This window comes from Vibrio diabolicus, assembly GCF_011801455.1.
GTDB classification, from domain to species: domain Bacteria; phylum Pseudomonadota; class Gammaproteobacteria; order Enterobacterales; family Vibrionaceae; genus Vibrio; species Vibrio diabolicus.
In genome coordinates this window covers 1-23,180 of record NZ_CP042452.1, presented here as the reverse complement: position 1 = coordinate 23,180, position 23,180 = coordinate 1, and the positions used below count along the sequence as shown (strand labels likewise).

At 45.5% G+C, this 23,180-nt stretch carries 22 protein-coding genes and 1 pseudogene; 9 read left to right on the top strand and 14 right to left on the bottom strand.

The features are described 5' to 3' along the window. Positions 1 to 90: 90 nt before the first annotated feature. Positions 91 to 1,326 (bottom strand): sodium/glutamate symporter, encoded by a 1,236-nt coding sequence (gene gltS, locus FR741_RS15475; RefSeq protein ID WP_006740921.1) that lies wholly within the window; start codon positions 1,324 to 1,326, stop codon positions 91 to 93. Between the two features lie 865 nt (positions 1,327 to 2,191). Here gltS and FR741_RS15470 point away from each other — a divergent pair. From FR741_RS15470 to FR741_RS15455, 4 genes and pseudogenes are all read left to right on the top strand, one after another. Further along, a complete protein-coding gene (locus tag FR741_RS15470; RefSeq protein WP_167427133.1) occupies positions 2,192 to 2,986 on the top strand; it encodes a DUF4344 domain-containing metallopeptidase in 795 nt (264 codons plus the stop codon). Between the two features lie 27 nt (positions 2,987 to 3,013). Further along, positions 3,014 to 3,400, top strand: coding sequence for a thiol-disulfide oxidoreductase DCC family protein (locus tag FR741_RS15465; RefSeq protein ID WP_167427132.1), 387 nt, complete (start codon positions 3,014 to 3,016; stop codon positions 3,398 to 3,400). 180 nt (positions 3,401 to 3,580) lie between these two features. Next, positions 3,581 to 5,242: pseudogene (locus FR741_RS15460) on the top strand (methyl-accepting chemotaxis protein). 122 nt (positions 5,243 to 5,364) lie between these two features. Continuing rightward, entirely contained in the window at positions 5,365 to 5,859 is a 495-nt protein-coding gene (locus FR741_RS15455; RefSeq protein ID WP_005374458.1) for a peptidylprolyl isomerase, read from the top strand. A 117-nt stretch (positions 5,860 to 5,976) separates the two neighbouring features. On the opposite strand, the gene FR741_RS15450 is transcribed toward FR741_RS15455, so the two are convergent. From FR741_RS15450 to FR741_RS15415, 8 genes are all read right to left on the bottom strand, one after another. Further along, entirely contained in the window at positions 5,977 to 6,627 is a 651-nt protein-coding gene (locus FR741_RS15450) for a DUF2268 domain-containing putative Zn-dependent protease (protein WP_167427131.1), read from the bottom strand. 68 nt (positions 6,628 to 6,695) lie between these two features. Beyond that, positions 6,696 to 7,487: a LytR/AlgR family response regulator transcription factor gene (locus FR741_RS15445; RefSeq protein WP_167427130.1), complete on the bottom strand. Its 792-nt coding sequence runs from the start codon at positions 7,485 to 7,487 to the stop codon at positions 6,696 to 6,698. A 15-nt stretch (positions 7,488 to 7,502) separates the two neighbouring features. Next, on the bottom strand, positions 7,503 to 8,525 hold the full coding sequence (locus tag FR741_RS15440; protein ID WP_005392070.1) for a sensor histidine kinase: 1,023 nt from the start codon (positions 8,523 to 8,525) through the stop codon (positions 7,503 to 7,505). Next, positions 8,526 to 9,872: a hypothetical protein gene (locus FR741_RS15435; protein ID WP_167427129.1), complete on the bottom strand. Its 1,347-nt coding sequence runs from the start codon at positions 9,870 to 9,872 to the stop codon at positions 8,526 to 8,528. 45 nt (positions 9,873 to 9,917) lie between these two features. Continuing rightward, the gene (locus tag FR741_RS15430; RefSeq protein WP_167427128.1) at positions 9,918 to 10,703 is read right to left on the bottom strand and encodes an outer membrane lipoprotein-sorting protein; all 786 of its coding nucleotides are present in this window, start codon (positions 10,701 to 10,703) and stop codon (positions 9,918 to 9,920) included. Then, entirely contained in the window at positions 10,696 to 11,964 is a 1,269-nt protein-coding gene (locus FR741_RS15425) for an ABC transporter permease (RefSeq protein WP_167427127.1), read from the bottom strand. The genes FR741_RS15430 and FR741_RS15425 overlap by 8 nt, the downstream gene beginning before the upstream one ends. Next, the gene (locus FR741_RS15420) at positions 11,952 to 12,650 is read right to left on the bottom strand and encodes an ABC transporter ATP-binding protein (RefSeq protein ID WP_167427126.1); all 699 of its coding nucleotides are present in this window, start codon (positions 12,648 to 12,650) and stop codon (positions 11,952 to 11,954) included. The genes FR741_RS15425 and FR741_RS15420 overlap by 13 nt, the downstream gene beginning before the upstream one ends. 9 nt (positions 12,651 to 12,659) lie before the next feature. After that, positions 12,660 to 13,328, bottom strand: coding sequence for a hypothetical protein (locus FR741_RS15415; protein ID WP_167427125.1), 669 nt, complete (start codon positions 13,326 to 13,328; stop codon positions 12,660 to 12,662). Positions 13,329 to 13,735: 407 nt separating this feature from the next. Here FR741_RS15415 and rodA point away from each other — a divergent pair, with 407 nt between their 5' ends. Further along, positions 13,736 to 14,818, top strand: a complete 1,083-nt coding sequence (gene rodA / locus FR741_RS15410; protein WP_005392081.1) for a rod shape-determining protein RodA — start codon at positions 13,736 to 13,738, stop codon at positions 14,816 to 14,818. 73 nt (positions 14,819 to 14,891) lie between these two features. Here the strand turns inward: rodA and FR741_RS15405 are convergent, their stop codons facing one another. The 3 genes from FR741_RS15405 to FR741_RS15395 all read right to left on the bottom strand — a co-directional run bounded on the left by FR741_RS15405 (position 14,892) and on the right by FR741_RS15395 (position 17,949). Then, positions 14,892 to 15,608, bottom strand: a complete 717-nt coding sequence (locus FR741_RS15405) for a YebC/PmpR family DNA-binding transcriptional regulator (protein WP_005392082.1) — start codon at positions 15,606 to 15,608, stop codon at positions 14,892 to 14,894. Between the two features lie 135 nt (positions 15,609 to 15,743). Continuing rightward, positions 15,744 to 15,953 carry a DUF3283 family protein gene (locus FR741_RS15400; protein ID WP_005374484.1) on the bottom strand — a complete coding sequence of 70 codons (210 nt, stop codon included), beginning with the start codon at positions 15,951 to 15,953 and terminating at the stop codon, positions 15,744 to 15,746. 100 nt (positions 15,954 to 16,053) lie between these two features. After that, entirely contained in the window at positions 16,054 to 17,949 is a 1,896-nt protein-coding gene (locus FR741_RS15395) for an ATP-binding protein (RefSeq protein WP_046875634.1), read from the bottom strand. Positions 17,950 to 18,017: 68 nt separating this feature from the next. Between FR741_RS15395 and FR741_RS15390 the strand changes: the two genes are divergently transcribed. Then, positions 18,018 to 18,773, top strand: a complete 756-nt coding sequence (locus FR741_RS15390; RefSeq protein WP_006740908.1) for a substrate-binding periplasmic protein — start codon at positions 18,018 to 18,020, stop codon at positions 18,771 to 18,773. A 71-nt stretch (positions 18,774 to 18,844) separates the two neighbouring features. Here the strand turns inward: FR741_RS15390 and ribA are convergent, their stop codons facing one another. Then, on the bottom strand, positions 18,845 to 19,906 hold the full coding sequence (ribA, locus tag FR741_RS15385; RefSeq protein ID WP_006740907.1) for a GTP cyclohydrolase II: 1,062 nt from the start codon (positions 19,904 to 19,906) through the stop codon (positions 18,845 to 18,847). A gap of 281 nt (positions 19,907 to 20,187) precedes the next feature. Then, the gene (locus FR741_RS15380; protein ID WP_005392088.1) at positions 20,188 to 20,385 is read right to left on the bottom strand and encodes a PA3496 family putative envelope integrity protein; all 198 of its coding nucleotides are present in this window, start codon (positions 20,383 to 20,385) and stop codon (positions 20,188 to 20,190) included. A gap of 361 nt (positions 20,386 to 20,746) precedes the next feature. Here FR741_RS15380 and FR741_RS15375 point away from each other — a divergent pair, with 361 nt between their 5' ends. Genes FR741_RS15375 through FR741_RS15365 form a run of 3 tightly spaced genes read left to right on the top strand, consistent with a single transcriptional unit; the run spans position 20,747 to position 22,997 of the window. Beyond that, positions 20,747 to 21,601 carry an ABC transporter ATP-binding protein gene (locus FR741_RS15375; RefSeq protein ID WP_167427124.1) on the top strand — a complete coding sequence of 285 codons (855 nt, stop codon included), beginning with the start codon at positions 20,747 to 20,749 and terminating at the stop codon, positions 21,599 to 21,601. Continuing rightward, positions 21,598 to 22,530 carry an ATP-binding cassette domain-containing protein gene (locus tag FR741_RS15370; RefSeq protein WP_167427123.1) on the top strand — a complete coding sequence of 311 codons (933 nt, stop codon included), beginning with the start codon at positions 21,598 to 21,600 and terminating at the stop codon, positions 22,528 to 22,530. The genes FR741_RS15375 and FR741_RS15370 overlap by 4 nt, the downstream gene beginning before the upstream one ends. Continuing rightward, complete coding sequence (locus FR741_RS15365; protein ID WP_104972137.1) at positions 22,530 to 22,997, top strand: transcriptional regulator; 468 nt, start codon at positions 22,530 to 22,532, stop codon at positions 22,995 to 22,997. Before FR741_RS15370 ends, FR741_RS15365 begins: the two co-directional genes overlap by 1 nt. Positions 22,998 to 23,180: the final 183 nt, after the last annotated feature.

Below are 23,180 nucleotides of genomic sequence, written 5' to 3'. Positions count from 1 at the left end.
ATAAACGGCCAAAATCGAGCCATAAAAAAACGGTCACAACCTGTGTTGTGACCGTTTTTATTTCGACCTCAGGAGATCATGAACTTAAATTTAACCAAGGAATGAAATGTAACCTTGTAAAATGATTAAGTTAACGATGTCGATAAAGAAAGCGCCCACAATTGGCACCACCATAAATGCCTGCGGCGACGGGCCAAATCGGTTAACGATAGAGCCCATGTTCATCACGGCTGTTGGGGTTGCCCCCAAGCCAAAACCACAGTGACCACCCGCAATAACCGCAGCGTCATAGTTGCGTCCCATCACTTTGAACGTAACGTAGTAAGTGAAGATAGCTAAGACCACAGACTGCACAGCCAAAATGACCAAAAATGGAATCGCTAAGTCAAAGATATTCCATAACTTCAAACTCATTAATGCCATCGCCAAGAACAATGACAAAGAAACAGTACCGAGCATATCGACGGTTTCTGCATCTAACTTACGAAGCTTGGTCACCTCTAAGAAGTTCGTGATGATCACACCAATGAACAGCGCATAAACAAAGTCTGGAATCATCAACCATGAGATTTCATACGTGCTAACCCATTGCTCAACATACTTCGCCCCCGTAACACAGATCAGTAGGAAGAAGAGTTTCTCCACCACTTTTTTCGCCGTTACTTTATCTTCTTCGTATTCGTTGTAGGTCACCAACTCAGGGAATTTTTCGTGAGTTTTGGCATCTCGACCACCACGACCATACTCCGATTCAATGCTGTTTTTTTCTACGAGGCGCTGTGCCACTGGGCTACCAATGATACCGCCGATGATCAAACCAAAAGTGGCTGATGCCATCGCTATTTCCAAAACGTTATCCAATCCATACACGTCTTGGAAGGTTTGTGACCACGCAGCACCTGTACCATGGCCACCAGACAGAGTAATCGAACCAGCAATTAACCCCATCAAAGGATCTAAACCGAGCGCCGCCGCGAGTGAAACGCCAACGCCGTTTTGTATGATGATGTAAAACGATGCGACAGCTAAGAAGATAAAAACCTTCGCACCTCCTTTCATCAACTGAGTGTAATTTGCGGCCAAACCAACCGTCGCAAAAAACATTAACATAAACGTATTTTGTAACGGCAAATCGAACTCCAAGTCGATGCCGTTGAAATGAAGAGCAGTAATCATGCAGGCCACAATAAGGCCACCTACAATCGGCTCAGGTATGTTGAACTTCTTTAAAATCGGTAGCTTAGCATTAATAAAATGCCCCAGGAAAAGCACACTGATTGCGACCAAGAAGGACTCCAGTGCACCTACAGATATTAAATGATTCATATCGCCTCTTATTATTGTTCTCTTCATCCTCCGTAATGATCGAGTGTTAATTTAACCTTCATTCAATAGCAAATGTTCTCGCTTTACTGTTTCGAAAATACTCAAAAGTTGGTGTAGATGCGCCTTAGGCTAGTTTAAGGGACGCTCCTTTAGCGATGTGTCAGTTTTCCGCTGTTAGCAAGCCCTTAAATGTGAAAGGAGCCGATATAGCTCCTTCAAATGCCCCCTCGCAATACCTGTGCGTTACTGCTTGGGGTATAGTGTTGTGAGTAAATTCTGGGTGACACTTTCTGAACCACATTGGGCTCCCTTACTTAAACAGAATGTGTCAATTACTATCAAACAAAGTTCCTTCCCGTTGTAACCTCTAAACGCCGAGATCGCGTTCAAAACAATTGGGTTTGCTTGTTCCTGTCGTAGCTTTTCAACTCTGGCTCATGGTGTGTAAACGAGCCGAATCCAAGGAAACTCTCAAGCTGCAACAAACGTTTTCGTCACAACGGAGCCGGATTATAACATATTGCTGATAATTTTCTTCAATTCAGTGACATTCACCAATCCCATGGTTTCATTCCATAATGATTAACTGCTGAATAGCATTTTTACAGACAAAAGAGCAAAGCCAATTCAGCTTAGCCTCACCAAAAAATAAACCTTAAAAGCCAATCACTTATCTATCGTCTCCTGAATAAAACGTGTTTTGATAGGCTTTCTGGAGGGCCCAGCAACCAAAATGTACGGTGTTGTCATGGTAGTCTTTCGAGGCTAACTACCCGATTCTGGGTGATAAAAACAATCCCAGTTATGCATCACACAAAAACATGTATAATTTTTATGTAAGTTATTCAAATAACAAGAGCCCTACATGAAAATTCATTCGCTTTTCCCTGTGCTGTTACTCTGTGCCATCTCATCTGCCACTGCAGCGGAAAATATCCGTATTGAATATTCTCCCGTGGAAACAACCCATGAAAACATCGCCCTGCAATCTATCCAAAACAGCGATGTAAACCAAATTTTTGTTGAGCTATCTCAGATCCACTTTCCATTTCGCAAACCACTCACACTGGTTTACGGCGGAGAAGATGGCCCAATGTACGATCCCGATACGCACACGATACACATTCCTTACACTTTTTATTTGGAATCACTCAATTACTTCTCCAATAACCAGTATGAAGAACGCCTTGGGAAATCCCCAAAAACAGGGGCGTTAGATACGTTATTACACACCTTGCTGCATGAAGCCGGGCATGCTTACATCGAAGATCAAAACATCCCTGTTCTCGGAAAAGAAGAAGATGCCGTCGATAATTTTGCCACGATCTTAATGATTGACTTCCTAGAAGATGGCGCAGAGATGGCCATTAGCGCCGCCGACATGTTCGCATTTGAGTCCGATGACAGACCGGACTACTACGACTTCGGTGAGTACATTGATGAGCACAGTTTTGATTTGCAACGCTACTTCTCTACCTTATGTTTGGTGTACGGCAGTGATCCGGAACAGTACAAGTCGCTTCTCGATGAAGTTGAAAAAGACTACCTACGAGATCGCAAAGACTTTTGCCAATATAACTACGAGAACATACGCGCGAATTGGAACCACTACCTGCAACATAATGAACCAAAAGAAAAATCGCCACGTAGAACTCAGTAAGCCAAATCAAATAATAAGACGATCGCAATGACAAAACTCACCATATTTTATGACGGAACTTGCCCACTGTGCGCCAAAGAAATGCACGAACTTAAGCGACGAGATGTAAAACAAGCGATAAAAATCGTCGATATCTACAGCGATGAATTTTCTGATTACCCACAGATAGACGCGCAAAAAGCCAATACGATTTTGCATGCGCTGAATGACAACAATGAACTGATACTTGGTCTTGATGTGACTCACCGAGCATGGCAGTTGGTCGGACGAGGTTGGCTATATGCACCACTACGTTGGCCATTACTCAAACCAATTGCCGACTGGCTTTACCTGCGCTTTGCCAACAATAGGTATCGTGTCTCATACTGGCTTACTGGTAGCTCCCGCTGCAACTCGGGCCAATGCTCTCGCTAATTGTGATCCTGCTTAAAAATGTGAGTCTCTCTCGTCCACGATCACCAACTTCCTGTACTTCTCACCCGCCAACTCGGTTAATCTGCAATCAGTACAAAAATAATTATTAACACTTTTATTTGGTAAAGCTATTGAAGTTTACCAGTTTGTAACGCTGCGCCGAGACGTAAGGAAGTACCTATGAATCTAACGATAAGAAAGCGACTTTATATTCTTTCCATCATTCCCGTGTTAACGATTGCTTTGGGTATGATGTGGTTTACCTACCTCCAAACCAGTACCTACAACCAACAACAAATCAATCATACGCACACGACGATGATGGCGATGAAGAAAGCGGAACTGAAAAACTATGTGCAGATGGCTCATTCCGCACTCAAACCGTTATTGGATCGTAATGCCTCATTGCAAGAAGCCATTCAGTGCTCAAAGAGCTAGAGTTCGGCCAATCAGGTTATATTTTTGCGTACGACTCAAAAGGCGTGCGTGTTGTTGTCGGAAAAAACAATAAAGGGGTTGGAGAAAACTTCTATAACCTGCAAGACAAAAAAGGCAACTACCTGATCCAAGACCTGTGAAAAACGCCAAAACGGGTGACTTCACAACCTACTACTTCCCTAAGTTAGGGCAAACCGAAGCATTACCTAAACTCAGCTACTCCATGTTCATTCCCAAGTGGGATATTATGATTGGCACAGGTTTTTATACTGATGACATCGATGCGATCATTACAGAGATGGAAAACACAGCAAACGATGAGCTAAACAATACCTTAGCCGCTATTGCTATGTTTTGTGTCTCTATTGCCGTTGTCGTGGCCATTTTTGCCGTACTCGTCAAACCGTAGCATTATGCGCCCTATCGAACAGTTTGACAGCTCAATCCAATCTTTCGCGCAAGGTGACGCCGAACTTAACCGCGCGTATGGAAGAATCTAGCGTGCCAGAATTTAAGCAGCTCGCGCATAACTTCAATATCTTCGTTGAGAGCTTGCAAGGAATTATTAAGAGCGTCAGCCATGTCGGACAAGAGGTAGTATCTGAAACTAACAACATGTCTCAACGCGCCTCACAAGTGGATGAATTAGCTTCTGGTCAACGTGAGGAAACGGAACAAGTCGCGACAGCAATGACAGAAATGACGGCCACCGCTCACGAGATCTCTGGCAATGCAAACCAAGCCGCCGATTCCGCTAAAAACGCCGATGACAACGCACAACAAGCGAAGCACATCGTAGACTCCGCCGCTAATTCCGTTGAAGCGCTAGCGAATGAGGTCTCTGAAGCAAGCACTGTAATTTCACGTCTAGAGAGTGACGTGCAGAACATCTCATCATCACTTGAAGTCATCCAAGATATTGCTGAACAAACCAACTTGCTTGCGCTAAATGCCGCCATTGAAGCGGCACGAGCGGGCGACCAAGGACGCGGATTCGCAGTTGTCGCGGATGAAGTGCGTAAGCTTGCAAGCCGCACTCAGGACAGCACAGGTGACATTCACAAGATGATCGATCAACTTAAAGCAGGATCGGATGCCGCAGTAAAAGCGATGGAATCTAGCCAAGCACGTGGCGAAGCGACAGTAGAAGAAGCACGTGCTGCATCGGTTGCGCTGCAAGATATTCAAGCAGCGATTGCGAATATCATGGACATGAACACGCTGATCGCTACCGCGACCGAAGAGCAAAGCCAAGTTGGACAAGAGATTTCACAACGCATCGAAGTCATTTCTCAGCAAAGTAGTCAATCGGCGCACCTTGCCAATCAAAATCGCTCGGGCAGCCAAAACCTCAATCACAAAGCCAACGAGCTTTACGACTTGGTGGGACGCTTCACGGTTTAACTTCCTTAACCATACTTAATAGTAGAAACAGCGACGCCTTAACGTCGCTGTTTTTATTTCTGCTATCCTCAAGCGACTTAGCTATAATGCCGCCAACTAAGCACCCATAAGGGCAAAACCAGATGATTATCATGACCACCAATTTCGGTGACATCGAAATTGAATTGAATCTAGAACGAGCGCCAGTTAGCTCAAAGAACTTCAAAAAATACTGTGAAGATGGCTTTTACGACGGCACCATTTTCCACCGCGTTATCGACGGCTTTATGATCCAAGGTGGCGGTCACACCGAAGACATGGCAGAAAAGCCAACACGCGCCCCAATCGCAAACGAAGCAAACCGTGGTCTAAAGAACCTTGTTGGCACTATCGCAATGGCGCGTACCGATGCACCGCACTCTGCAACGGCACAGTTCTTCATTAACTTGGAAGACAACGATTTCCTAGACCACACCGCAACCACCAACTTGGGCTGGGGCTACGCGGTGTTTGGCAAAGTGACTGCGGGTATGGATGTCGTAAATCGCATCGCGAAAGTGAAAACGACCTCTAAGCTTGGTCACGATGATGTACCATGCGATCCAATCATTATTGAGAAAGTGACAATCAGCGAATAAGCCCATTCGCCTCTTCGGAGAAATCGTCGCTATAAAACGAAGAATGCGCCTAATGTCTGATGACTTAGGCGCTTTTTGTTTTTATGACTCAGCCTATTAGTTTGGCTTGTGCCGGAGTTATTGATAGAAAAGCTCGGCTTTTGCTCCAACCAAATCCAGTTCAGAGCCCTGAGAATCAGCCAGATATTCCGCGACAAGGTTGTACCCGACCCAATACCCCATGTACTTCGGCCAGCGGCTTTCATCACTGCCAAGAAAGTAAGCGTCGAAGTTGTAATCTAAGCTGGTCAACTTGTCTTTCATCTCAGCATAGAAAGGGCGCCAATCTTGATCTTTGATTTTCTCAAACAAGCTCGGAGTGACGCCACCATTTACCTTGCGTTCGAAATGACAAGCTAACCCTTCCATAATCAGCACATCACCAAGCGCAACGCCATTCTCTCCCGCTCGCATACGGAACAGGTGATGCAACTCATGCGCTAGCACCGCAGCTAGTTCTTTATCAATCACGTTTTTAATATCTGCACGTTGAGTATCAAGAAGAATCTCTACACGATGGGCGCTTAAGCAATAGCCACCAATCCCCGTCTGCGGTACGTCATTGCGATCAAACGGGCTAATGGTCAGGTCGACGTTACTTAAATCGTTGTTACTTAAATCAAAGTAACTAGAAAGCTGTGAGCTCAGGTCATCAAGTTTCTGATGCAAATACTCAGCGATTGGAGACAACTCTCCCGTCGCATTTAACAGGGTTACGCGATAACTCATTTATCTTCCTTGATAATGTAGGTTAAGAGCAGCGAGTTTACATTGTAAAGAGTGAGCAGTTCTAGCAATTACATCCCTTTGAACAAACTTTGAGATGCACGGCTCACAGGGAGCTTAGTTTCTCCAACGTGAACAAACATTCTGCCAGCAAAGTCTTTGTTTACTTTGCTAATTTTGGACACTTGCACCACGCTTGAACGGTGCACTTGCCAGAACTGTTCTGGGTTAAGCCGCCCTATCAACTCTTTCAACGATGTACGAATCAAATACTCCTGCACTTTACCTTGTCCTTGTTGGGCATACACAGAAACGTATTTTTCTTCCGCTTTGAAATACAGCACATCAGACGTGGCGATCAGATGAATATCTTCCCCTTGCGTTGCTTTGATCCACTGAAGATATTGCGGCGTTTGTGGCGCGGATAATTGTTGTAACTGTTCTAACAGGCTGTTCATCTGCACATTGCTGCTTTCTTGCTCTCGCTTAGCAAGGCGTGCTTTCACTCTTTCACACGTCGTCAGGAGGCGCTCATCCGAGATAGGCTTGAGCAAATAATCGGCGGCATTTTGCTCAAAAGCTTTGATGGCGTAATCATCGTACGCAGTGGCAAACACAATCAAAGGTTGATTGGCGAGTTGATTGAGTTTTTGCGCTAGTGTCATGCCATCCAAAACTGGCATACGAATATCAAGAAACACAATGTCAGGTTGGTTGTGCTTAATAGCTTGCAACGCTTGTTCACCATCCGCGACTTTGGCTATTACCTCTAGCTCTGGCCACACTTCAGCTAGGCTTTTATCAAGATGACGCCTCAATAACGGTTCATCATCAGCAATAATGGCAGTAAACCCTGTATTCATTCCTTTCTTCCTTGCTTACGATTCCATTGGCCAGCTCAAGCGAACACAAACGCCACCCTGAGCAGACTCACTGATAACAACCTCTCCTTGCCCTGCGAACAAAGCTTCAACTCGCTGCTTGAGATTACTCAAACCCACGCCGGAGCCCATGTGCCCACTAACATGATTCAAGCCAACACCTGTGTCTCTAACTTCAATCTGCAAGTTCTGTTGTTCGCGCTTAATGAGCAAACTGACTTCGCCGCCTTCTCGCTTTGGCTCAATACCGTGAACAATGGCATTCTCCACCAAAGGTTGCAACATCATCGGTGGCAGTTCTGTTGTTCCTAAACCGTCTTCTACTTCAATTTTGTAGCTTAGGCGTCCATCCAGACGTATCTTCTGAATACTCAAGTAGGCTTCAATTAAGGCAATTTCATTCTCAATCGTGGTGTGCTCTTCACGTGAGATTTTTAGCGTCGCACGTAATAGTGCGGTAAGTTGATCCAACATCTGCTTGGCCTTATCAACGTCCTGGGACATCAACGCGCTGATATTTGCCAAGGTATTAAATAGGAAATGCGGTTCAATCTGGCTTTGCATCTGTTTAAGCTGACTTAGCAACAGTGCACGTTCCTGCTCTGCCTTTTCACGCTTGATACTCTCTAATTCACGCTGAGCAATCGCTTCTTTCTCTCGTGAGTGGAAATAAAAGTAACACATGCCGCTGAATAACAAGCCCATCAGCAACACTGGCAGCATGCCCGAAATGCCGAAGTATTCACCGAGCCAAAACTGCGCATTAATGACGCCAAACAACAAACAGGCGGTCAGTGACAAAGCAATTTCTAGTCTACGAGGGATGCTAGGAAACAACTTGTCGACTAACCAAGAGAAGAACAAGGCGGAGTAACCAAAACCAAAGCTCACCAATACATGTACATAGTAAGGACCACCCCAAACAGACAATGTCATTACCGAGATAAACAAACAGAATAAAGTCGTGACAACCACACTGCGTAGCCATCCACTTTCTACCATTAACTTAGCTGAATACATTTAGAATTTCCCTTTGATATTAAATACAATCATATGCTTATCATTGATTTGTGCGTAAGCAGATTGCTCGTCTCCGGTTAAAAAGCGTGCGGCAACTTCCACTTCTACACTTTGATCGCCGGTATCAATCCACTGGTAGTTAAGCCACTGCGTGACAATCGCACCACCATCTTGTGGCGACAGCATCATATCCAAGGTGGGTGTTATATCGCTTAGCCAGCCCATATCCGCTTTACCGTTCCATGCAGCCCACGCTTCCACATCCCAACTCCAGTGCAGCATTACGTTATGCTGAACGATATTGGCATGCTGAAACCCTTGGGCGTAGCTTGTCGCAAGTAAAGCGCTGCTAGCCAACAGAGAGTTGTTAGGATCAGGGATCTGAGAGAGTAATTCGCCACGCTCTATTGCTTGTTGCCATTCGCTTTTCGACCATGCACGACTGTCGTACCAATATTCAGCAATCACGTTGTGTCCGGCTTGGTTTGCCCAGTTCAATCCAACTAAGGCTTGGAATGCGCTGCCCTGCTCCTCAACCGAAACGGGTTGGTAAAGGTCATCCTGCTGAAACTGAGAGCCGACACTTTGCTTTTGCCACAGCATGGAACCGTGCATGGCGATGGATTCATCCCACACGGCAATGGCACTGGCTCCGAGTAAACCTCTGCGCACATCATCGTAATAACCAATAAGTTGATACTCGGTGTCACCCACCAGCGCATAACGACGAATACCAATACCTTGTTGCTCTGCGGCTTGATCAAGTGCACTTTGGTCTTGTTGCCCCCAGCTTGAATCCGTTGCAATCACCGTCCACTCACCTGCCATATCGTAGTGTGAAAGTGAAAACACACCCGCACCTTCTTCTGCTACTAAGCCAACCGGGTTTTGTCGATAAGGTTTAAACAGATCCAAAGGTCGGTAGCCATAACCCACGCCCCAATCCACGCGCAACTTACCCAAACTCACATCAAGAGTGGTATCACCGACTTGCCACTCCCCTAGCCAGGCCAGCTCTCTAATCAGCAATTGGTTATCAGCTTCACTCCACCAATCACTCTTTCCTTGTTGATTGAGGTACAAACCTTGGCTATACAGAGCGAACAAACCACTGAAGTTCTGATAATTCACCTGCACATCCAACAGTGCATTAAGTGAATCACGAGAACTGCCCTGCGCCTGCATAAATGCGCTATCACGCTGCTTGGCAGTTTCGTAACTGACAGCCCAATCCCACTCAAAACTCAGCTCATCATTGGCAAAAACTGGGGCTGCCGCGCCCACACACAATGACGCAGCAATCAACAGACTGGTGCTTTTGTTAAGGTTAGGCTGGTGCGATTTCATGTGACTTCCTTGCTCGTTTTCATGGTTCTATTTACGAAGCTCAGACTAAAGCTGAGTCGTGTTGGCTTTCGGCAAATAACTTGGGTTGTAGAACTTGTTATCCAGCTGCCAAGACACGATTTCTTGGTACTCGATAACGGTCTTTTTGCTCGGCTGAATGCTATCAAGCAAGGTCATCTCACTGACATAGTCTTCGCCGTTGTCGCTTGCACGTCCATATTGCGCTTGCTTGGCGAGCTTGCCAGAGCGCAAGTAAAGATCAGCTTTGATTGGAAACGCATCTTGCTCAGACAACCACAAGTCGATCTTCTGATAGCTCGCCCCTTTGGTTTTCGCGGTTAAAGCAAGGTGATAAGCCGCGACACTCTCTCCGTTCACCGAGACGGTTTCTGTCGCTTTCCATTCACCTTGATAATCTTGACTCCACGTCAGGGTTGAGATGTCGCCGATAGACGCTTCACCAAGCAGCTTTTGCATCGGCGTAATGCGAATCGGACGGCGGCTCTTTGGCATTTGCAGCCAGTAGTTGTCGCCCATCATCAGCATCTTTTGCCCGGCTTCAACTGCCGATTTGAACACCACCAGCGATTCACGATTTGGACGCGTGTACACATGGTAAAGGCGGGTTTTATCTAACTCTTGGTCTTGATATAGGCGCACCAGTGACACCACTTTGGAGGAATCATCTTGCAAGCGGTAGCTGTCGGCTTTTTCAATCAATTGCGCAACTTGCTGTGCATCTAGCGCTGTTTCATTTGCACTTGCATTCATGCTTGCAACGCTGCTTACCATCAACAATGCAATTGGTAATAGTGATTTGAAATTAAACATAAATCAGAGCCTCCGTAATTGGCTTGTTCACCCCTTTGCGCGCTGAGAAAAACGCCGCAACCAAACAAATCATCAATACTGCGAATCCTGCGACAGCCACCAGCTCCCAAGAGAAGTAAATCGTCAATGGGTAACCTTCTGTACGTCCTGGTGGTGGCGGCATTTGCACATCCACGACCATCAGTAAGACGGTCACTAGCGCCGTAAACAAAGCTCCGATTAAGCTGCCAATCACGGCAAGTAACCCAGCTTCACGCAAGAATCCAGCAATGATTTCGCGAGGGTAGCTACCAAGAGCCGACAAGGTGCCGATTTCACGTGTACGCTCGGTGACCGACATGGTCATGGTGTTGAACAGCGCGACAAAGACCACCAACGCCATTACTGCGCCCATGATGCCGAAGATACGGTCGTACAAATCTTTCACTTTGAGATAGAAGAACGCGCGTTCTTGCCAAGGCGTAATCTCAATATCTTGGTCGCCAAAGTTCTTCTTTTGCTTACTCAGCACCGAAGCCACTTGTTGCTCGACTTGGCTAGTTAAACTGGTATCGAACAGAAAGACCGACAACGCACTGACTTTGTCTGAACCGAGCAGCGATTGCGCGCTGTTGATGTGCACGTACAACTGGCGTTTATCAAGCTCTGGTACGCCTGTTGAATAGATGCCACGAACTTTGAAGTCATACGCGTTCAACGCACCGTCGGTTGTGGTCGCCAGCAAGGTGATCCAATCACCAACGTGCACGCTTAGGTTGTTCGCTAAATCAACGCCAAGCATCACTTCTGGTTCTGCTGGGTCATAACGCGATGCATGAATGTTGGAAAGTGTTTGCCCTTCACGCACGTCCAAAAATGGTCCTTTCATATCGAATTCGCGTTCGTTGACGCCAATGCCGATAAAGATCGAGGACTTGTTGCCGTTGGAAATCAAACCGCTGAACTCAACTCGTGGCTGCACGCCTCGCACTTCATTCAATCCAATCAATTGCTTGGTAATGTCGTCGGCGTGAGTTAAACCGTTACTCAGCGGCATCTCTTCTTCTTTGACGAAGTAACCCGGCGTGGTTAACGTCAGATGCCCCGTGTCACGCGCTGTCGATTCTTTCAAACTGTCATAGGTGTACAGACCAAAACCACCCGCACTGGTTAACGCAAACACCGCAATGGCAATGATCAGCATCGACAATAAACTGCGACGGCGATTGCGTTGCAGGTTCAACCAAGCAAGGCGAACGAAAACAGGAATTAGCTTGCCCATGAAACCTCCTCCACACTTGCGTGCGTTTGGGTAATTTTGCCGTCCACCAACTCAATGGTGCGATCACAACGGGATGCCATACGAGGGTCGTGTGTAGCGACGATAAAAGTAGTGCCAAGCTCGTGTCCGAGCCCTTTCATGATGTCGATGACCTTGTTGGCAGTTTGGCTATCAAGACTTGCGGTTGGCTCATCAGCAATCACCAACGCTGGTTTGTGCACTAAGGCGCGCGCAATTGCCACGCGTTGTTGCTGACCGCCTGATAGGTTATCGGGCATGTGATGAATAAACTCGCCCAAGCCAACGTGTTCTAACATTTGTGTGGCGAGCTCGGTTTGTTCTGCTTTTGAAAAGCCGTTGAGATGCAGCGGATAAGCCACGTTCTCCAATGCCGTCATCACAGGCACAAGGTTGAATTTTTGGAACACAAAGCCAAGCTTTTCTCGGCGCATTTTCGCCGCCTGCATTTGCTCGGTTGGGTATGGGCTACCGGCAAATGTCACCTGACCTTGGTATTGAGTATCCAGCATGCCAAGCACGTTAAGTAAGGTGCTTTTGCCTGAGCCAGACGGTCCACACAATGCCACCATTTCGCCGGCAAATACTTCACCAGACACGTCTCGCAATGCACGCACGGTTTGGCTGCCAAGGGCGTAATCGCGACTAAGTTGATTAAAAACGATCATGACGCCTCCCTAATATTTCGCTAGCAGCGCTTTCGCGGTTTGCGTTTCTAAATTGCTATCACACAACTGCTCCATTTGCGCTAACCATGTTTTGGCTTGTTGGACGTCTTCAGCGCGCAGTGCCGCTTCAATGGCGTAGCGATAAATCCAAGACGTTGCCGCAAAAGGTTGTTGACTAAAACTCGGCTCACGGAGCAGAGAAAGGTACAGCTCGTAGCCACGCTCAAAGTGATTGAACATGTCAGGCAGAGAAGTAAAGGTGGTGGCAGCCATGGCGGTGGCTAGTTGGTATTCCGGCAAGCCTTGTAAACGTTGTTGCTCTTGAAGTGGTACTGGCTGATTCGCCATTAAATCCAAACCCTTTTGGATAGTGGCAAGACCGCGCTCGGTGAACTTCATCTTGTTCCAAGGCATAAACGCCTCACGACCTTGCAACGTCTCAGCACTGCCTAAATACACCAAGGTCACCGGCGTTGCGCCCTGCTCTTCGAGTTGTTTGGATAATTCGCCGTAAACAGTATCAACCAAACCAGAATCACCCTGCGCTGCTTGGTTGAATTGACTGAGTGTGCGCTCGCTTGGGTTAGCCAGAGCCAAATTGCTGCTGAGTGCAAATGCGGCGATAAACGTACTTGCCAGTTTAAGAGCTTTGATTGAGCGAGATTGAGAAACCATCATGTACTGTCCTTAGTTGAACGTGATTTGATGGTTTCAGATTAAGGGAGAAGATCGCACGCTGCTTTTGCATGCGACCAATGGCAGTTATTTAGAATGAACTGTTGTTTGCTGCGATGAATGACATTCCCTTCTTAAAGAGAGCATATATCCCTGCTTGTTTGTAAGCATCTGTCTTTCACCACAATAGGAATAAAAATACTGGCTTAAAACCTGCGTCTAGTGTATTTATCCATTCCACAGCTTTCCAAGCAGCTTACCCATAACAGACGACATCGACGCTCCTCTCATACACACCTTTGCATGGTGTCTGTTATTTCCAAATAGGATTCTTAGCATCGGAATAGTTCGAACTCTCGAGTTCTGGTTGTTTTCGCGCTCGAACTGGGTGCGTTATTAGGTCGTAGAAAATGAATAAGCGTTTTTTCCCCAGGGTCGATTTGCCACTGCTGATGGCGATCATTCCGATCATGCTATTGAGTACACTAACACTTTGGAGTGCCAGTGGCTTTAATGAGGCCATGCTCTTCAAGCATTTAGCACGCTGCGGACTGACCTTGGTTTGTATATTGGTCATGTCATCGATTCCCGCCGCTAGCTATCAACGCTCAGCTCCATATCTCTACATTATTGCGGTTGCGCTGCTACTTGCTGTCGCTTTGTTTGGCGATAGCACTAATGGCTCTCAACGTTGGCTCGATATTGGCTTTTTTCGCTTTCAACCCTCGGAGCTAATCAAACTCTCGATTCCAATCATGATCGCGTGGATGCTACATATTGAAGGTGGCAGACCAGATAGTAGGAAAATTGCATTTTGCTTACTCATCACTATGATTCCTGCCGGATTAATCGCGCTACAACCGGATTTAGACGGTGCGGTTTTTACCGTCATTTACGCCTTATTCGTTTTATTTTTAGCTGGCATGAGCTGGAAAATAATCGGTGGCTTTGTCGCGAGTATATTAACGTTGGCGCCAATTTTGTGGTTCTTCGTCATGGAGACGTATCAAAAAAGCCGCGTTACTCAGTTCTTGCACCCGGAGTCGGATCCGTTAGGTTCGGGCTACCAAATCATCCAATCTTTAATTGCGATAGGCTCCGGCGGAATGAAAGGCAAAGGTTGGATGAATGCTACGCAAGGAACACTTGGCTTTATTCCAGAAAGTCATACGGACTTTATTTTTTCGACTTATGCCGAGGAGTGGGGTTTTGTTGGTAGTTTAGTCTTGCTCGCACTGTACTTGTTTATTACCGCGCGCGTCATGTTGCTTGCATGTCAGTCTGATCACTTTTTTAGTCGGCTTGTGAGTGGTGCATTAGCGATGAGCTTTTTCCTGTATGCTTTTATCAATACAGGCATGGTGAGCGGCTTGTTGCCAGTAATGGGAAGCCCTTTGCCGTTCTTTAGTTACGGCGGCACGGCCATGCTGACGCAAGGCATCTGCTTTGGTGTGATCATGTCACTGTGTTATTCCAAATATCGCAACGTATAATGCTGCTAGCAAAGAGTGCGATCAAAAAAGGCTTCCCGAGGGAAGCCTTTTTACAACGGTGGAAGCTAAAAAATTATAGCTCTGCGTTGTGGTAAACCTGCTGAACGTCGTCACAGTCATCTAGAAGATCTAGGAATTTCTGGAACTTCTCAGCATCTTCACCCGCTACTGGAGTGTGAGTTTGAGGAACGAAAGTGATTTCTTCCACATCGATCGTTAGATCTGGGAACGCACCATTTAGTGCTGTCTTCGTCTTGAAGAACTCTGTATGAGGAGCGAATACAGTGATCACACCGTCTTCTAGCTCAACGTCAGTTACGTCTACATCTTCCATCATTAGCGTTTCTAGGATGATTTCATCATCGTCGCCTTTGAACTGGAATACCGCTTGGTGATCGAACATGTGAGAAACTGAGCCCTCAACACCAATTTTCGCACCCACTTTAACAAAGCATTGGCGTACATCTTGGAAAGTACGGTTGCCGTTATCGGTCAGACAGTCAACGATAACACTAGTACCGCCAGGGCCGAAGCCTTCGTAGCGCGCTGGTTGGTAATCTTCACCACCGCCGCCACTCGCTTTGTCTAGTGCTTTGTCGATAACGTGCGCTGGTACCTGATCTTTTTTCGCTTTCGCGATCAGGTGGCGAAGAGACAAGTTCATGTCTGGGTCACTACCGCCGTTTTTCGCGCACATGTAAATTTCTTTACCGTATTTGGAATAAACTTTAATTTTCGCGCCTGCAGTTTTCGCCATAGAGGCTTTGCGCACTTCAAAACTTCTTCCCATCGGGATGTCTCTCTAAATTCAAATTTAATGCGAAGGATTTTAGCAAAAAGCGAAACCTTTTCAATTTCGCTTAGCAAAGGAATGGGGAGGTTACCTCATTCGCCACATAGTTTTATACCGTTGTCACGATTCGCGTTAAGCGACACCCATTACTCGTTTGTACTTTTCGACCGATTGCTGAAAAAACGCTTTTTCATCAGCATCGTTAATCTTGGACAACTGTTCTTCTATTGCTTCAGGACCAGATTTGGCCTCTCTGAGCTTCCAAACCAAAAACGACGCTTGTTTATCCAGTTCGATTTTGTTTTTTTCATCAGGCGGCAATAGGGATAGATTGAACGACATTTACAGCCTCAAGGTACTTTAAATACTAGCCGCGCACTATAGCATACAGAGTTACAATTGCAGAATAGAAACGCACTTAACTTGATCAATTTCAAGTTAACTATTTGGGACCCGCACTGATTTTCAGTGCTTTTGGTAAAAACTGCTCGAATATTTGATGCAACCGATCTTTGGTCACAGGTTTGGCGACAAACTCATTCATACCGACGTCAAAGCAATGTTGTTGATCTTCCTTAATAACATTGGCACTCAACGCAATAATGGGAACGTGTTTCCCCCACTCTCCCATTTGTCGAATACGCTCAGTAGTAATGAAACCATCCATCACTGGCATTTGGCAATCCATAAACACCAAGTCAAAAGCTTGCTTCTCACATAGCTGAAGCGCTTCTTCACCATGATTTGCGACGCTCACTCGAACGCCGAGCTTTTCCAACATAATACGCACGACTTTCTGGTTTACGATGGTATCTTCAACAATCAATACCCAAGGTTGATTGTCATGCTGGAGGCTGGTTTCATTATCTTCAACTTTTGGAAACGTCAAAACATTAGGTCGTTCCGTGTAGGTAGACCGTGCTTTTACTACAACTGGAATCGAAAACTCAAAACAACTACCAAGCCCCAACTCACTTGTCAGTTGGATTTCTCCTCCCATTAAGTTCACCAACTGAGCACCAATCGCCAAACCAAGGCCGGTACCACCGTACTTTCTGGTTGTACTGCCATCGGCTTGTTGGAAACGTTCGAAGATCGCTTGTTGGTTCTCTTTTGCAATACCAATGCCAGAATCAACGACGCGAAATCGAATCATGGCGACATCATGCTCTTGACGTGTTAACTCAACAAGAAGCTTCACATGACCACGATCAGTAAATTTGATCGCGTTGCTCAACAAATTGTTCAATACCTGTTTTAAGCGTGCAGCATCACCTTGCACTTCCGCTGGCAAGTGAGGATCAATATCGCTAAGCAATTGCAGATTCTTCTGCTTGGCTTTGACGGTATGTAAGCTGATCACATCATCCAAAATACGGCGCAGATCATAGCTCGCATTTTCTAATTCGACTTTACCTGCTTCGACTTTAGAAAAGTCGAGAATATCGTCGATGATCGTCATTAAAGAGTGAGAAGAACTATCGATGATCTCTACAAACTCTTTTTGCTGAGGATCGAGTTTGGTGTCACCCAGTAATGAAGCGACACCAATAATGCCATTCATCGGTGTTCGAATTTCATGGCTCATAGTGGCAAGAAATTCACTTTTTTTGCGGTTGGCGACTTCCGCTCTATCTCTTTCTTCTTCAAGCTCAGTCTGATGTTCACGGACTTTCTCAACGCTTCGGTTGTATTTCTCCGCCAACACGCTCACTTCATCAAAACACCAACGCTTTGGGAGCGTAACTTTGCTTGGGACCTTCCCGCCACTAAAATCGCTCACGGCGCCGGAAAGCAGTTGGAGAGGATTGACCAAGAGGCGGAAGGCGACCCAAAGCACGCCAATTATGAGCAATAGGATCTTGATCGCTTCTGTCGTGAGCAAGAAAAAAAATTGTTGCCAAAGATCTTCATAAATCGAGCTCAGATCCGCCTGAACAGTCAATGTCGCCAGATCATAGGTTTTATCACCAACACGATATTGCATCGGCCAACTTCTTTCTACGACATCCTCAGAAAGTGCGGTGCCCAGTTCGACGATAACTTCATCTTCATTAGCGATACGTAAATAATCCACAGAGGGCATGCGCATTGCGCCCTCTGCTTGAGTGAGTAACAGCTCCCTATCCTCCACCCATAAGCTGGCAGAAAAGCTCGATAAGTAACTGGATTCGACCTGCTTTAGCTCGACGTGCAAATGGGCTAAATCTTCGTTAAAAACTCGATATAAACTCACAGCGGAAATGATGACAGTAAAGATTAAACTCAACGTTAGCACCGCCAACATAAGTTGGTTGCCGATACTAAATCGACGTTGAGATCGCTCTTTTTCATCCATATGAAATCGCTCCGATAAACTTGCGCTACTCTAAATATAGCCACGCGCAAATAATAATCGAGGATACGATGAAAAGACTTCTACTTAGATTGGCTTTTAGTTTTATTGCGATAGGAACTTATGCTACTGCCGCTGAAGTGAACTATTACGTTATCGCCGACCAAGCAAGGCCATTTCAAATAGAACAACAGGGGCAAATGCATTCCGGGATTGTGACTGACATCGTCAGTGCCATTTTCGCTGAATCAGATTATCAGGTGAATTATCATACTTATCCGTTTAAACGAATGATCTCCATATTAGAAGAAGGTGGCGAACCAAACTGGCTAACTTACGGCAGCCCAAATTGGGGCAAGGTGCAATCAGAAAACTTGTCTGAAGAGCCCATTTACACTGTAAAACATGTATTGGTCTCTAGTAGTGAGAAACCGTTAGAGTTCAAGAATATGGACACCATGCATGGCCGATCTATCGTATTACTACTCGGTTTTGATTATCCGAATTTAATCCCATTCTTTGAGGATGGTAGTGTGAATGAAATACGCGTTAAAGATTATGATGCCGCATATCGAGTGATAACCCGAACACCAGGAGATACAGCCTTCGTCGAAATGGAATCACGCGTTATGTACAACTTAAAACGCCTCAATTTGTCGCTAGAAGATTTTCAGATCCAATCTTTCGACTCAGTTATCCCTGACTACTCGATCTATTTGGCCTTTTCGCCCCAAATGCAGCCAGAAACTCAGGACTACATCAATACACGTTTGGCTGAGTTAAAAACATCGGGTGAAATTGATGAGATCATTCAAAGGTATCAATAAATGACCTAACGAATGAAAACGCCAACGATTCTATCGTTGGCGTTTTCATCTATTGAGACATAGATGATGCTTTACTTGGTGTGATTGACAAACTTAGGATCAAACATGTGCCCTAATTTACTCGCCTTAGTTTGCAAGTAGTGTTGATTGCTTGGATTATTACCTTCTTGCAAGGGCACACGCTCAATGACGTTGATATCAACCGCTTTTAACGCAGCCAGCTTACGTGGGTTGTTCGTCATTAGTCGCACCGCATCAATGCCCAAATGCTCTAACATCCCTTTACAGAATGCGTAATCACGCATATCGGCAGCAAAGCCCAAACGTTCATTGGCTTCTACAGTATCGGCGCCATCGTCCTGGAGGTGATAAGCTCGAATTTTATTAATCAAGCCAATACCACGTCCTTCTTGACGCAAATAAAGCAGTACACCACATCCCTCTTCGACAATATTTTGTAGCGCCCTATTGAGCTGAAAACCACAGTCGCAACGCGTACTAAACAAGGCATCGCCAGTAAGGCACTCCGAATGCAACCGAATAAGCGGTGCTGCGCTGTTTGCAGGCTCTCCATACACGAGGGCAAGATGCTCTTTGTTCGTGGCAGTTTCAACGAAGCCATACATCATAAATGTGCCCCATTGGGTAGGCAATTTGGCTTTATCGATGAACTTCACGAGATTGTAGGGCTCGACATGTCTCAGCTCAGCCCGAACGTTCATCAGAATTTCTCCTAAATGATTTTCTCCTTTACCGTCTCCCCCATCCCCCCAAAAGGCATCTTTGTGAGAATGCTCTGTAAGACAAGCGTTACCCGTTCTCATTAACTGCTGCGCTAAAGGTGGATTTTGCAGAAACTTTTCTCTAACGATGAAAGCCATAACGGCCAGCTTCATATCCTCCCAGTCACTTCTGACGAAATGTTCGTATTTTCGGCTTAAGGCGAATGCTTCATCGGGAGTGCTCGCGTGTTGAATTTTGCTTTGTAACTGCGCATCGAGGAACTTTTGGGCTTGATAATAATGTTCGCTGGTGGGCCAAGTTTGGGAGGATATATTGACTGGGGCATGGCAAAAATTGGAAAGAAAACCGTGGGGCTCATCGGGCTCATAAAAAAGGATTTGGTCAACCATACTCGCGCTCCTTGCTTTGTGGTCGCGATAATCAACAAAAAGCATATCGCTATTGATATATCTTTTAGTAACGCTAGGTAAGATTGTCAAACTTCTACACAGATGAAAATGAGTTTGGATCTAGAACTTTTTAGGTGAAAGAGAGGTGAATTAGAACGTTTGGATAAGAAAAATAAAGAGATGTGAGATGTTGTGGTGAGACGCTATGGCTAAAATGGAAGGAAAAATAAAAAGGGCAGTCCGACGACTACCCTATGGATTGCTATACCAAACTAGAGCAATCAGTGTATCAAGCCAAGCTCCCTTGCTTCTTCAATGGTCAATCCACTTTCACGGATTTCACGTAGCGCTTCAATGCGTCTTCTGGCTTCTGCTGATTTCACTGTTTTCTCAGGCTTCACAACGGCTTCTTCATCAGGTAATTCCCATTTGTGAGCGATGTTGGTCATCTCGTCATGGTCGATAGAATTAATGGACATATTTCCTCCGAACACACCATGTTTTCGATGCGTAATCTATAGCAAAACAGGAACGAGGTGGTAAGAAAAACTGTAGGGAAATGTGACCCCTCCCGCCCTTTCGTTAACTCCTTAATAGATCCATCATTTAAGTTTTGCCAAGGGGCAAATTTACGATTAGATTTGAATAATTACCCCTAAGAAAAGTGTGCTGATCCAGCTCTCAATTCTCGTCTTCCTTGGCCTCATTAACAACGCCGGATACCACTTTTTATTTCGCCTAACTTTCGAGTCACTTCACTGATTCGCCGCTTGCCACTTTCTAAAAACCATCACACCTGATAATGATAATAATTATCTTTTACATTGGTAAGGTGTTTATATGGATGGTATTAACTTAAATCATGCATACCACAATAATCCGGTCATCCAGATCCGAGATTTATGCGTCGATTACATCACCGATAATGGTGATTTCAATGCGGTAAAATCCGTCAGCTTCGATATCGGCAAAGGAGAAGTATTTGGGCTTGCTGGTGAATCGGGATGTGGCAAAAGCACGATCGCATTGTCGATCAATCGTCTCCATAAGCCGCCAGCGTTCATTTCTGGCGGTAAAATATTATTTGATGGCAAAGACATTCTTAGCCTCTCAGATTCTGATCTAACCGCTCTGAGGTGGAGTGAAATCGCCATGGTGTTTCAAAGCGCGATGAACTCACTCAACCCTGTCTTAACGATCCAAGAGCAATTCGCAGATGTATTGCGTCATCACCAAGGACTCACCAACGCTCAAGCGAAAGATCGAGCAGAAAAACTATTGGACTTGGTCAATATTCCACGAGAACGGTTAACGGAATACCCTCACCAATTTTCAGGTGGAATGCGTCAGCGCTTGGTGATTGCTATTGCTTTGTCTTTGAACCCTAAGCTGATCATTATGGATGAGCCCACAACCGCTTTAGATGTGGTGGTACAAAGGGAGATTTTACAGCAAATCTATCAGCTTAGAGATGAATTTGGCTTCTCAGTACTCTTTATTACGCACGACTTGGCGCTGATGAGCCAATTGTGTGATCGCATTGCCATCATGCGGCATGGAGAAATCGTCGAAGTCAATCAGGCATACGAAATTCGCAATAATCCTCAACATCCCTACACACAAAAGCTATGGGCTTCTTTTCCAAACATCCACGACGTCCACAAACAACCAGAACGACCAGGAGCGCAATCATGAATCAGCCTATCATCCAAATGAAAAACGTGATTAAAGAATTCAGAGTAGGCGGTGGTTTAGCGAAAGAGGAAACCTTCCGTGCGCTCCAAGGCGTGAGCTTTGATCTGTATGCAGGAAAAACGCTGGCTTTGGTTGGAGAATCAGGCTGTGGTAAAAGTACGTGTGCTCGCTTGATCACTAAAGTCTATCCGGCAACAGAAGGCGAGATCCTTTTCAATGGCACTAATATCAATGAGATTACGTCACGCTCAGCGCTCCAAGAGTATCGCAGTAAAGTACAAATGGTGTTTCAAGATCCGTTTGGTTCACTCAATCCAACTCATACCATTCGCCATCACCTCACACGCCCTTTAAAGATTCATAAGCAAATCAAAAGCGAGCGTGACATTCCTGTCCGCTTGGAAGCGCTTTTAAATTTGGTGGAACTACCTGAAGAGACATTAAATAAGTTTCCTCACGAGCTTAGTGGTGGACAACGTCAGCGAGTAAACTTAGCACGTGCTCTCGCCGTCGGTTCGCAAATCATTCTTGCGGATGAGCCAACATCGATGCTGGATGTCTCCATTCGCCTCGGGGTACTGAATCTAATGCAGCGCATGAAGCAAGAGCTAGGAATCGGCTTTTTGTACATTACTCATGATTTGGCGACCGCACACTACATCGCGGAAGAAACAGCTGTGATGTACAAAGGGCAAATCGTTGAATGGGGTGATACACACTCAATACTGAAGAATCCGCAGCACCCGTACACCAAACTATTGATTTCAGCCGTTCCCGATCCAGATCTTCCTTTTGGTAACTTAGTGAAAAGTGAACCAAACTATTCGATAGATGCCGATGAAATTCGTAGTCGTAGCAGCATCATTGTCGACGAATTTGATCAAATAGGACCCAATCACTATGTAAAACAATGGACTGAGGCTGCGTAATGGAGTTGAGGACTTGGCAAGATCAGATCGCCATGTGGTATGAACATCGGAAGCATGATCAAGTTGAAAAACTGGAAACGCTCTTATATCAAGCGCCCGACGGCGTGTTTGGCCCAGAACTGAACGAAGTTCAAAGCAAAGCGATTGCTTGCTGGCTAGACGGTTGTTTACGTGTGTTTCAACATGCTAGGTACCGAGATCCTCAAAAAGCGTATCGAACCTTGCTTTACACGAGCGCAAAGCTCGAGCAAGCGGCATGTCAGGTATCGACCGATATTCTGATCAAAGATTGGTGTTTAAAGCGACTTCAGCACCTTACCGTTTTAGCTTTAGAGTTTTGTAATCAGCAATGCGATCAAAATGAGTGGCAACAACAAGCACATAACTTGATCGAGTCGCATGTTGCTTTGATGCGTTCTTTACACTGGAATGAAGCCAAGAAGCATGATCAAGGTTTATCTCATTAATCTGGAAAAATGATCAAGGCTTACTTTGAGGAATTTGAGGTAAAAAAAAGCGAGTTTCCTGAGGAGAAACTCGCGAAGTCTATTCAGAATGAATGTAACAATATGAGCCAATCTATTAATCATCAGAAAGGACAAAAGGTTGTCTATTCGTGATAAATAGTAGTCTCAGGCTTGGCTCCTAAT

Excerpts from the sequence above, each read along its gene's own strand:
- gltS (WP_006740921.1), bottom strand. The coding sequence starts at position 1,326 with ATGAATCATTTAATATCTGTAGGTGCACTGGAGTCCTTCTTGGTCGCA.
- FR741_RS15470 (WP_167427133.1), top strand. The coding sequence starts at position 2,192 with ATGAAAATTCATTCGCTTTTCCCTGTGCTGTTACTCTGTGCCATCTCA.
- FR741_RS15465 (WP_167427132.1), top strand. The coding sequence starts at position 3,014 with ATGACAAAACTCACCATATTTTATGACGGAACTTGCCCACTGTGCGCC.
- FR741_RS15455 (WP_005374458.1), top strand. The coding sequence starts at position 5,365 with ATGATTATCATGACCACCAATTTCGGTGACATCGAAATTGAATTGAAT.
- FR741_RS15450 (WP_167427131.1), bottom strand. The coding sequence starts at position 6,627 with ATGAGTTATCGCGTAACCCTGTTAAATGCGACGGGAGAGTTGTCTCCA.
- FR741_RS15445 (WP_167427130.1), bottom strand. The coding sequence starts at position 7,487 with ATGAATACAGGGTTTACTGCCATTATTGCTGATGATGAACCGTTATTG.
- FR741_RS15440 (WP_005392070.1), bottom strand. The coding sequence starts at position 8,525 with ATGTATTCAGCTAAGTTAATGGTAGAAAGTGGATGGCTACGCAGTGTG.
- FR741_RS15435 (WP_167427129.1), bottom strand. The coding sequence starts at position 9,872 with ATGAAATCGCACCAGCCTAACCTTAACAAAAGCACCAGTCTGTTGATT.
- FR741_RS15430 (WP_167427128.1), bottom strand. The coding sequence starts at position 10,703 with ATGTTTAATTTCAAATCACTATTACCAATTGCATTGTTGATGGTAAGC.
- FR741_RS15425 (WP_167427127.1), bottom strand. The coding sequence starts at position 11,964 with ATGGGCAAGCTAATTCCTGTTTTCGTTCGCCTTGCTTGGTTGAACCTG.
- FR741_RS15420 (WP_167427126.1), bottom strand. The coding sequence starts at position 12,650 with ATGATCGTTTTTAATCAACTTAGTCGCGATTACGCCCTTGGCAGCCAA.
- FR741_RS15415 (WP_167427125.1), bottom strand. The coding sequence starts at position 13,328 with ATGATGGTTTCTCAATCTCGCTCAATCAAAGCTCTTAAACTGGCAAGT.
- rodA (WP_005392081.1), top strand. The coding sequence starts at position 13,736 with ATGAATAAGCGTTTTTTCCCCAGGGTCGATTTGCCACTGCTGATGGCG.
- FR741_RS15405 (WP_005392082.1), bottom strand. The coding sequence starts at position 15,608 with ATGGGAAGAAGTTTTGAAGTGCGCAAAGCCTCTATGGCGAAAACTGCA.
- FR741_RS15400 (WP_005374484.1), bottom strand. The coding sequence starts at position 15,953 with ATGTCGTTCAATCTATCCCTATTGCCGCCTGATGAAAAAAACAAAATC.
- FR741_RS15395 (WP_046875634.1), bottom strand. The coding sequence starts at position 17,949 with ATGGATGAAAAAGAGCGATCTCAACGTCGATTTAGTATCGGCAACCAA.
- FR741_RS15390 (WP_006740908.1), top strand. The coding sequence starts at position 18,018 with ATGAAAAGACTTCTACTTAGATTGGCTTTTAGTTTTATTGCGATAGGA.
- ribA (WP_006740907.1), bottom strand. The coding sequence starts at position 19,906 with ATGGTTGACCAAATCCTTTTTTATGAGCCCGATGAGCCCCACGGTTTT.
- FR741_RS15380 (WP_005392088.1), bottom strand. The coding sequence starts at position 20,385 with ATGTCCATTAATTCTATCGACCATGACGAGATGACCAACATCGCTCAC.
- FR741_RS15375 (WP_167427124.1), top strand. The coding sequence starts at position 20,747 with ATGGATGGTATTAACTTAAATCATGCATACCACAATAATCCGGTCATC.
- FR741_RS15370 (WP_167427123.1), top strand. The coding sequence starts at position 21,598 with ATGAATCAGCCTATCATCCAAATGAAAAACGTGATTAAAGAATTCAGA.
- FR741_RS15365 (WP_104972137.1), top strand. The coding sequence starts at position 22,530 with ATGGAGTTGAGGACTTGGCAAGATCAGATCGCCATGTGGTATGAACAT.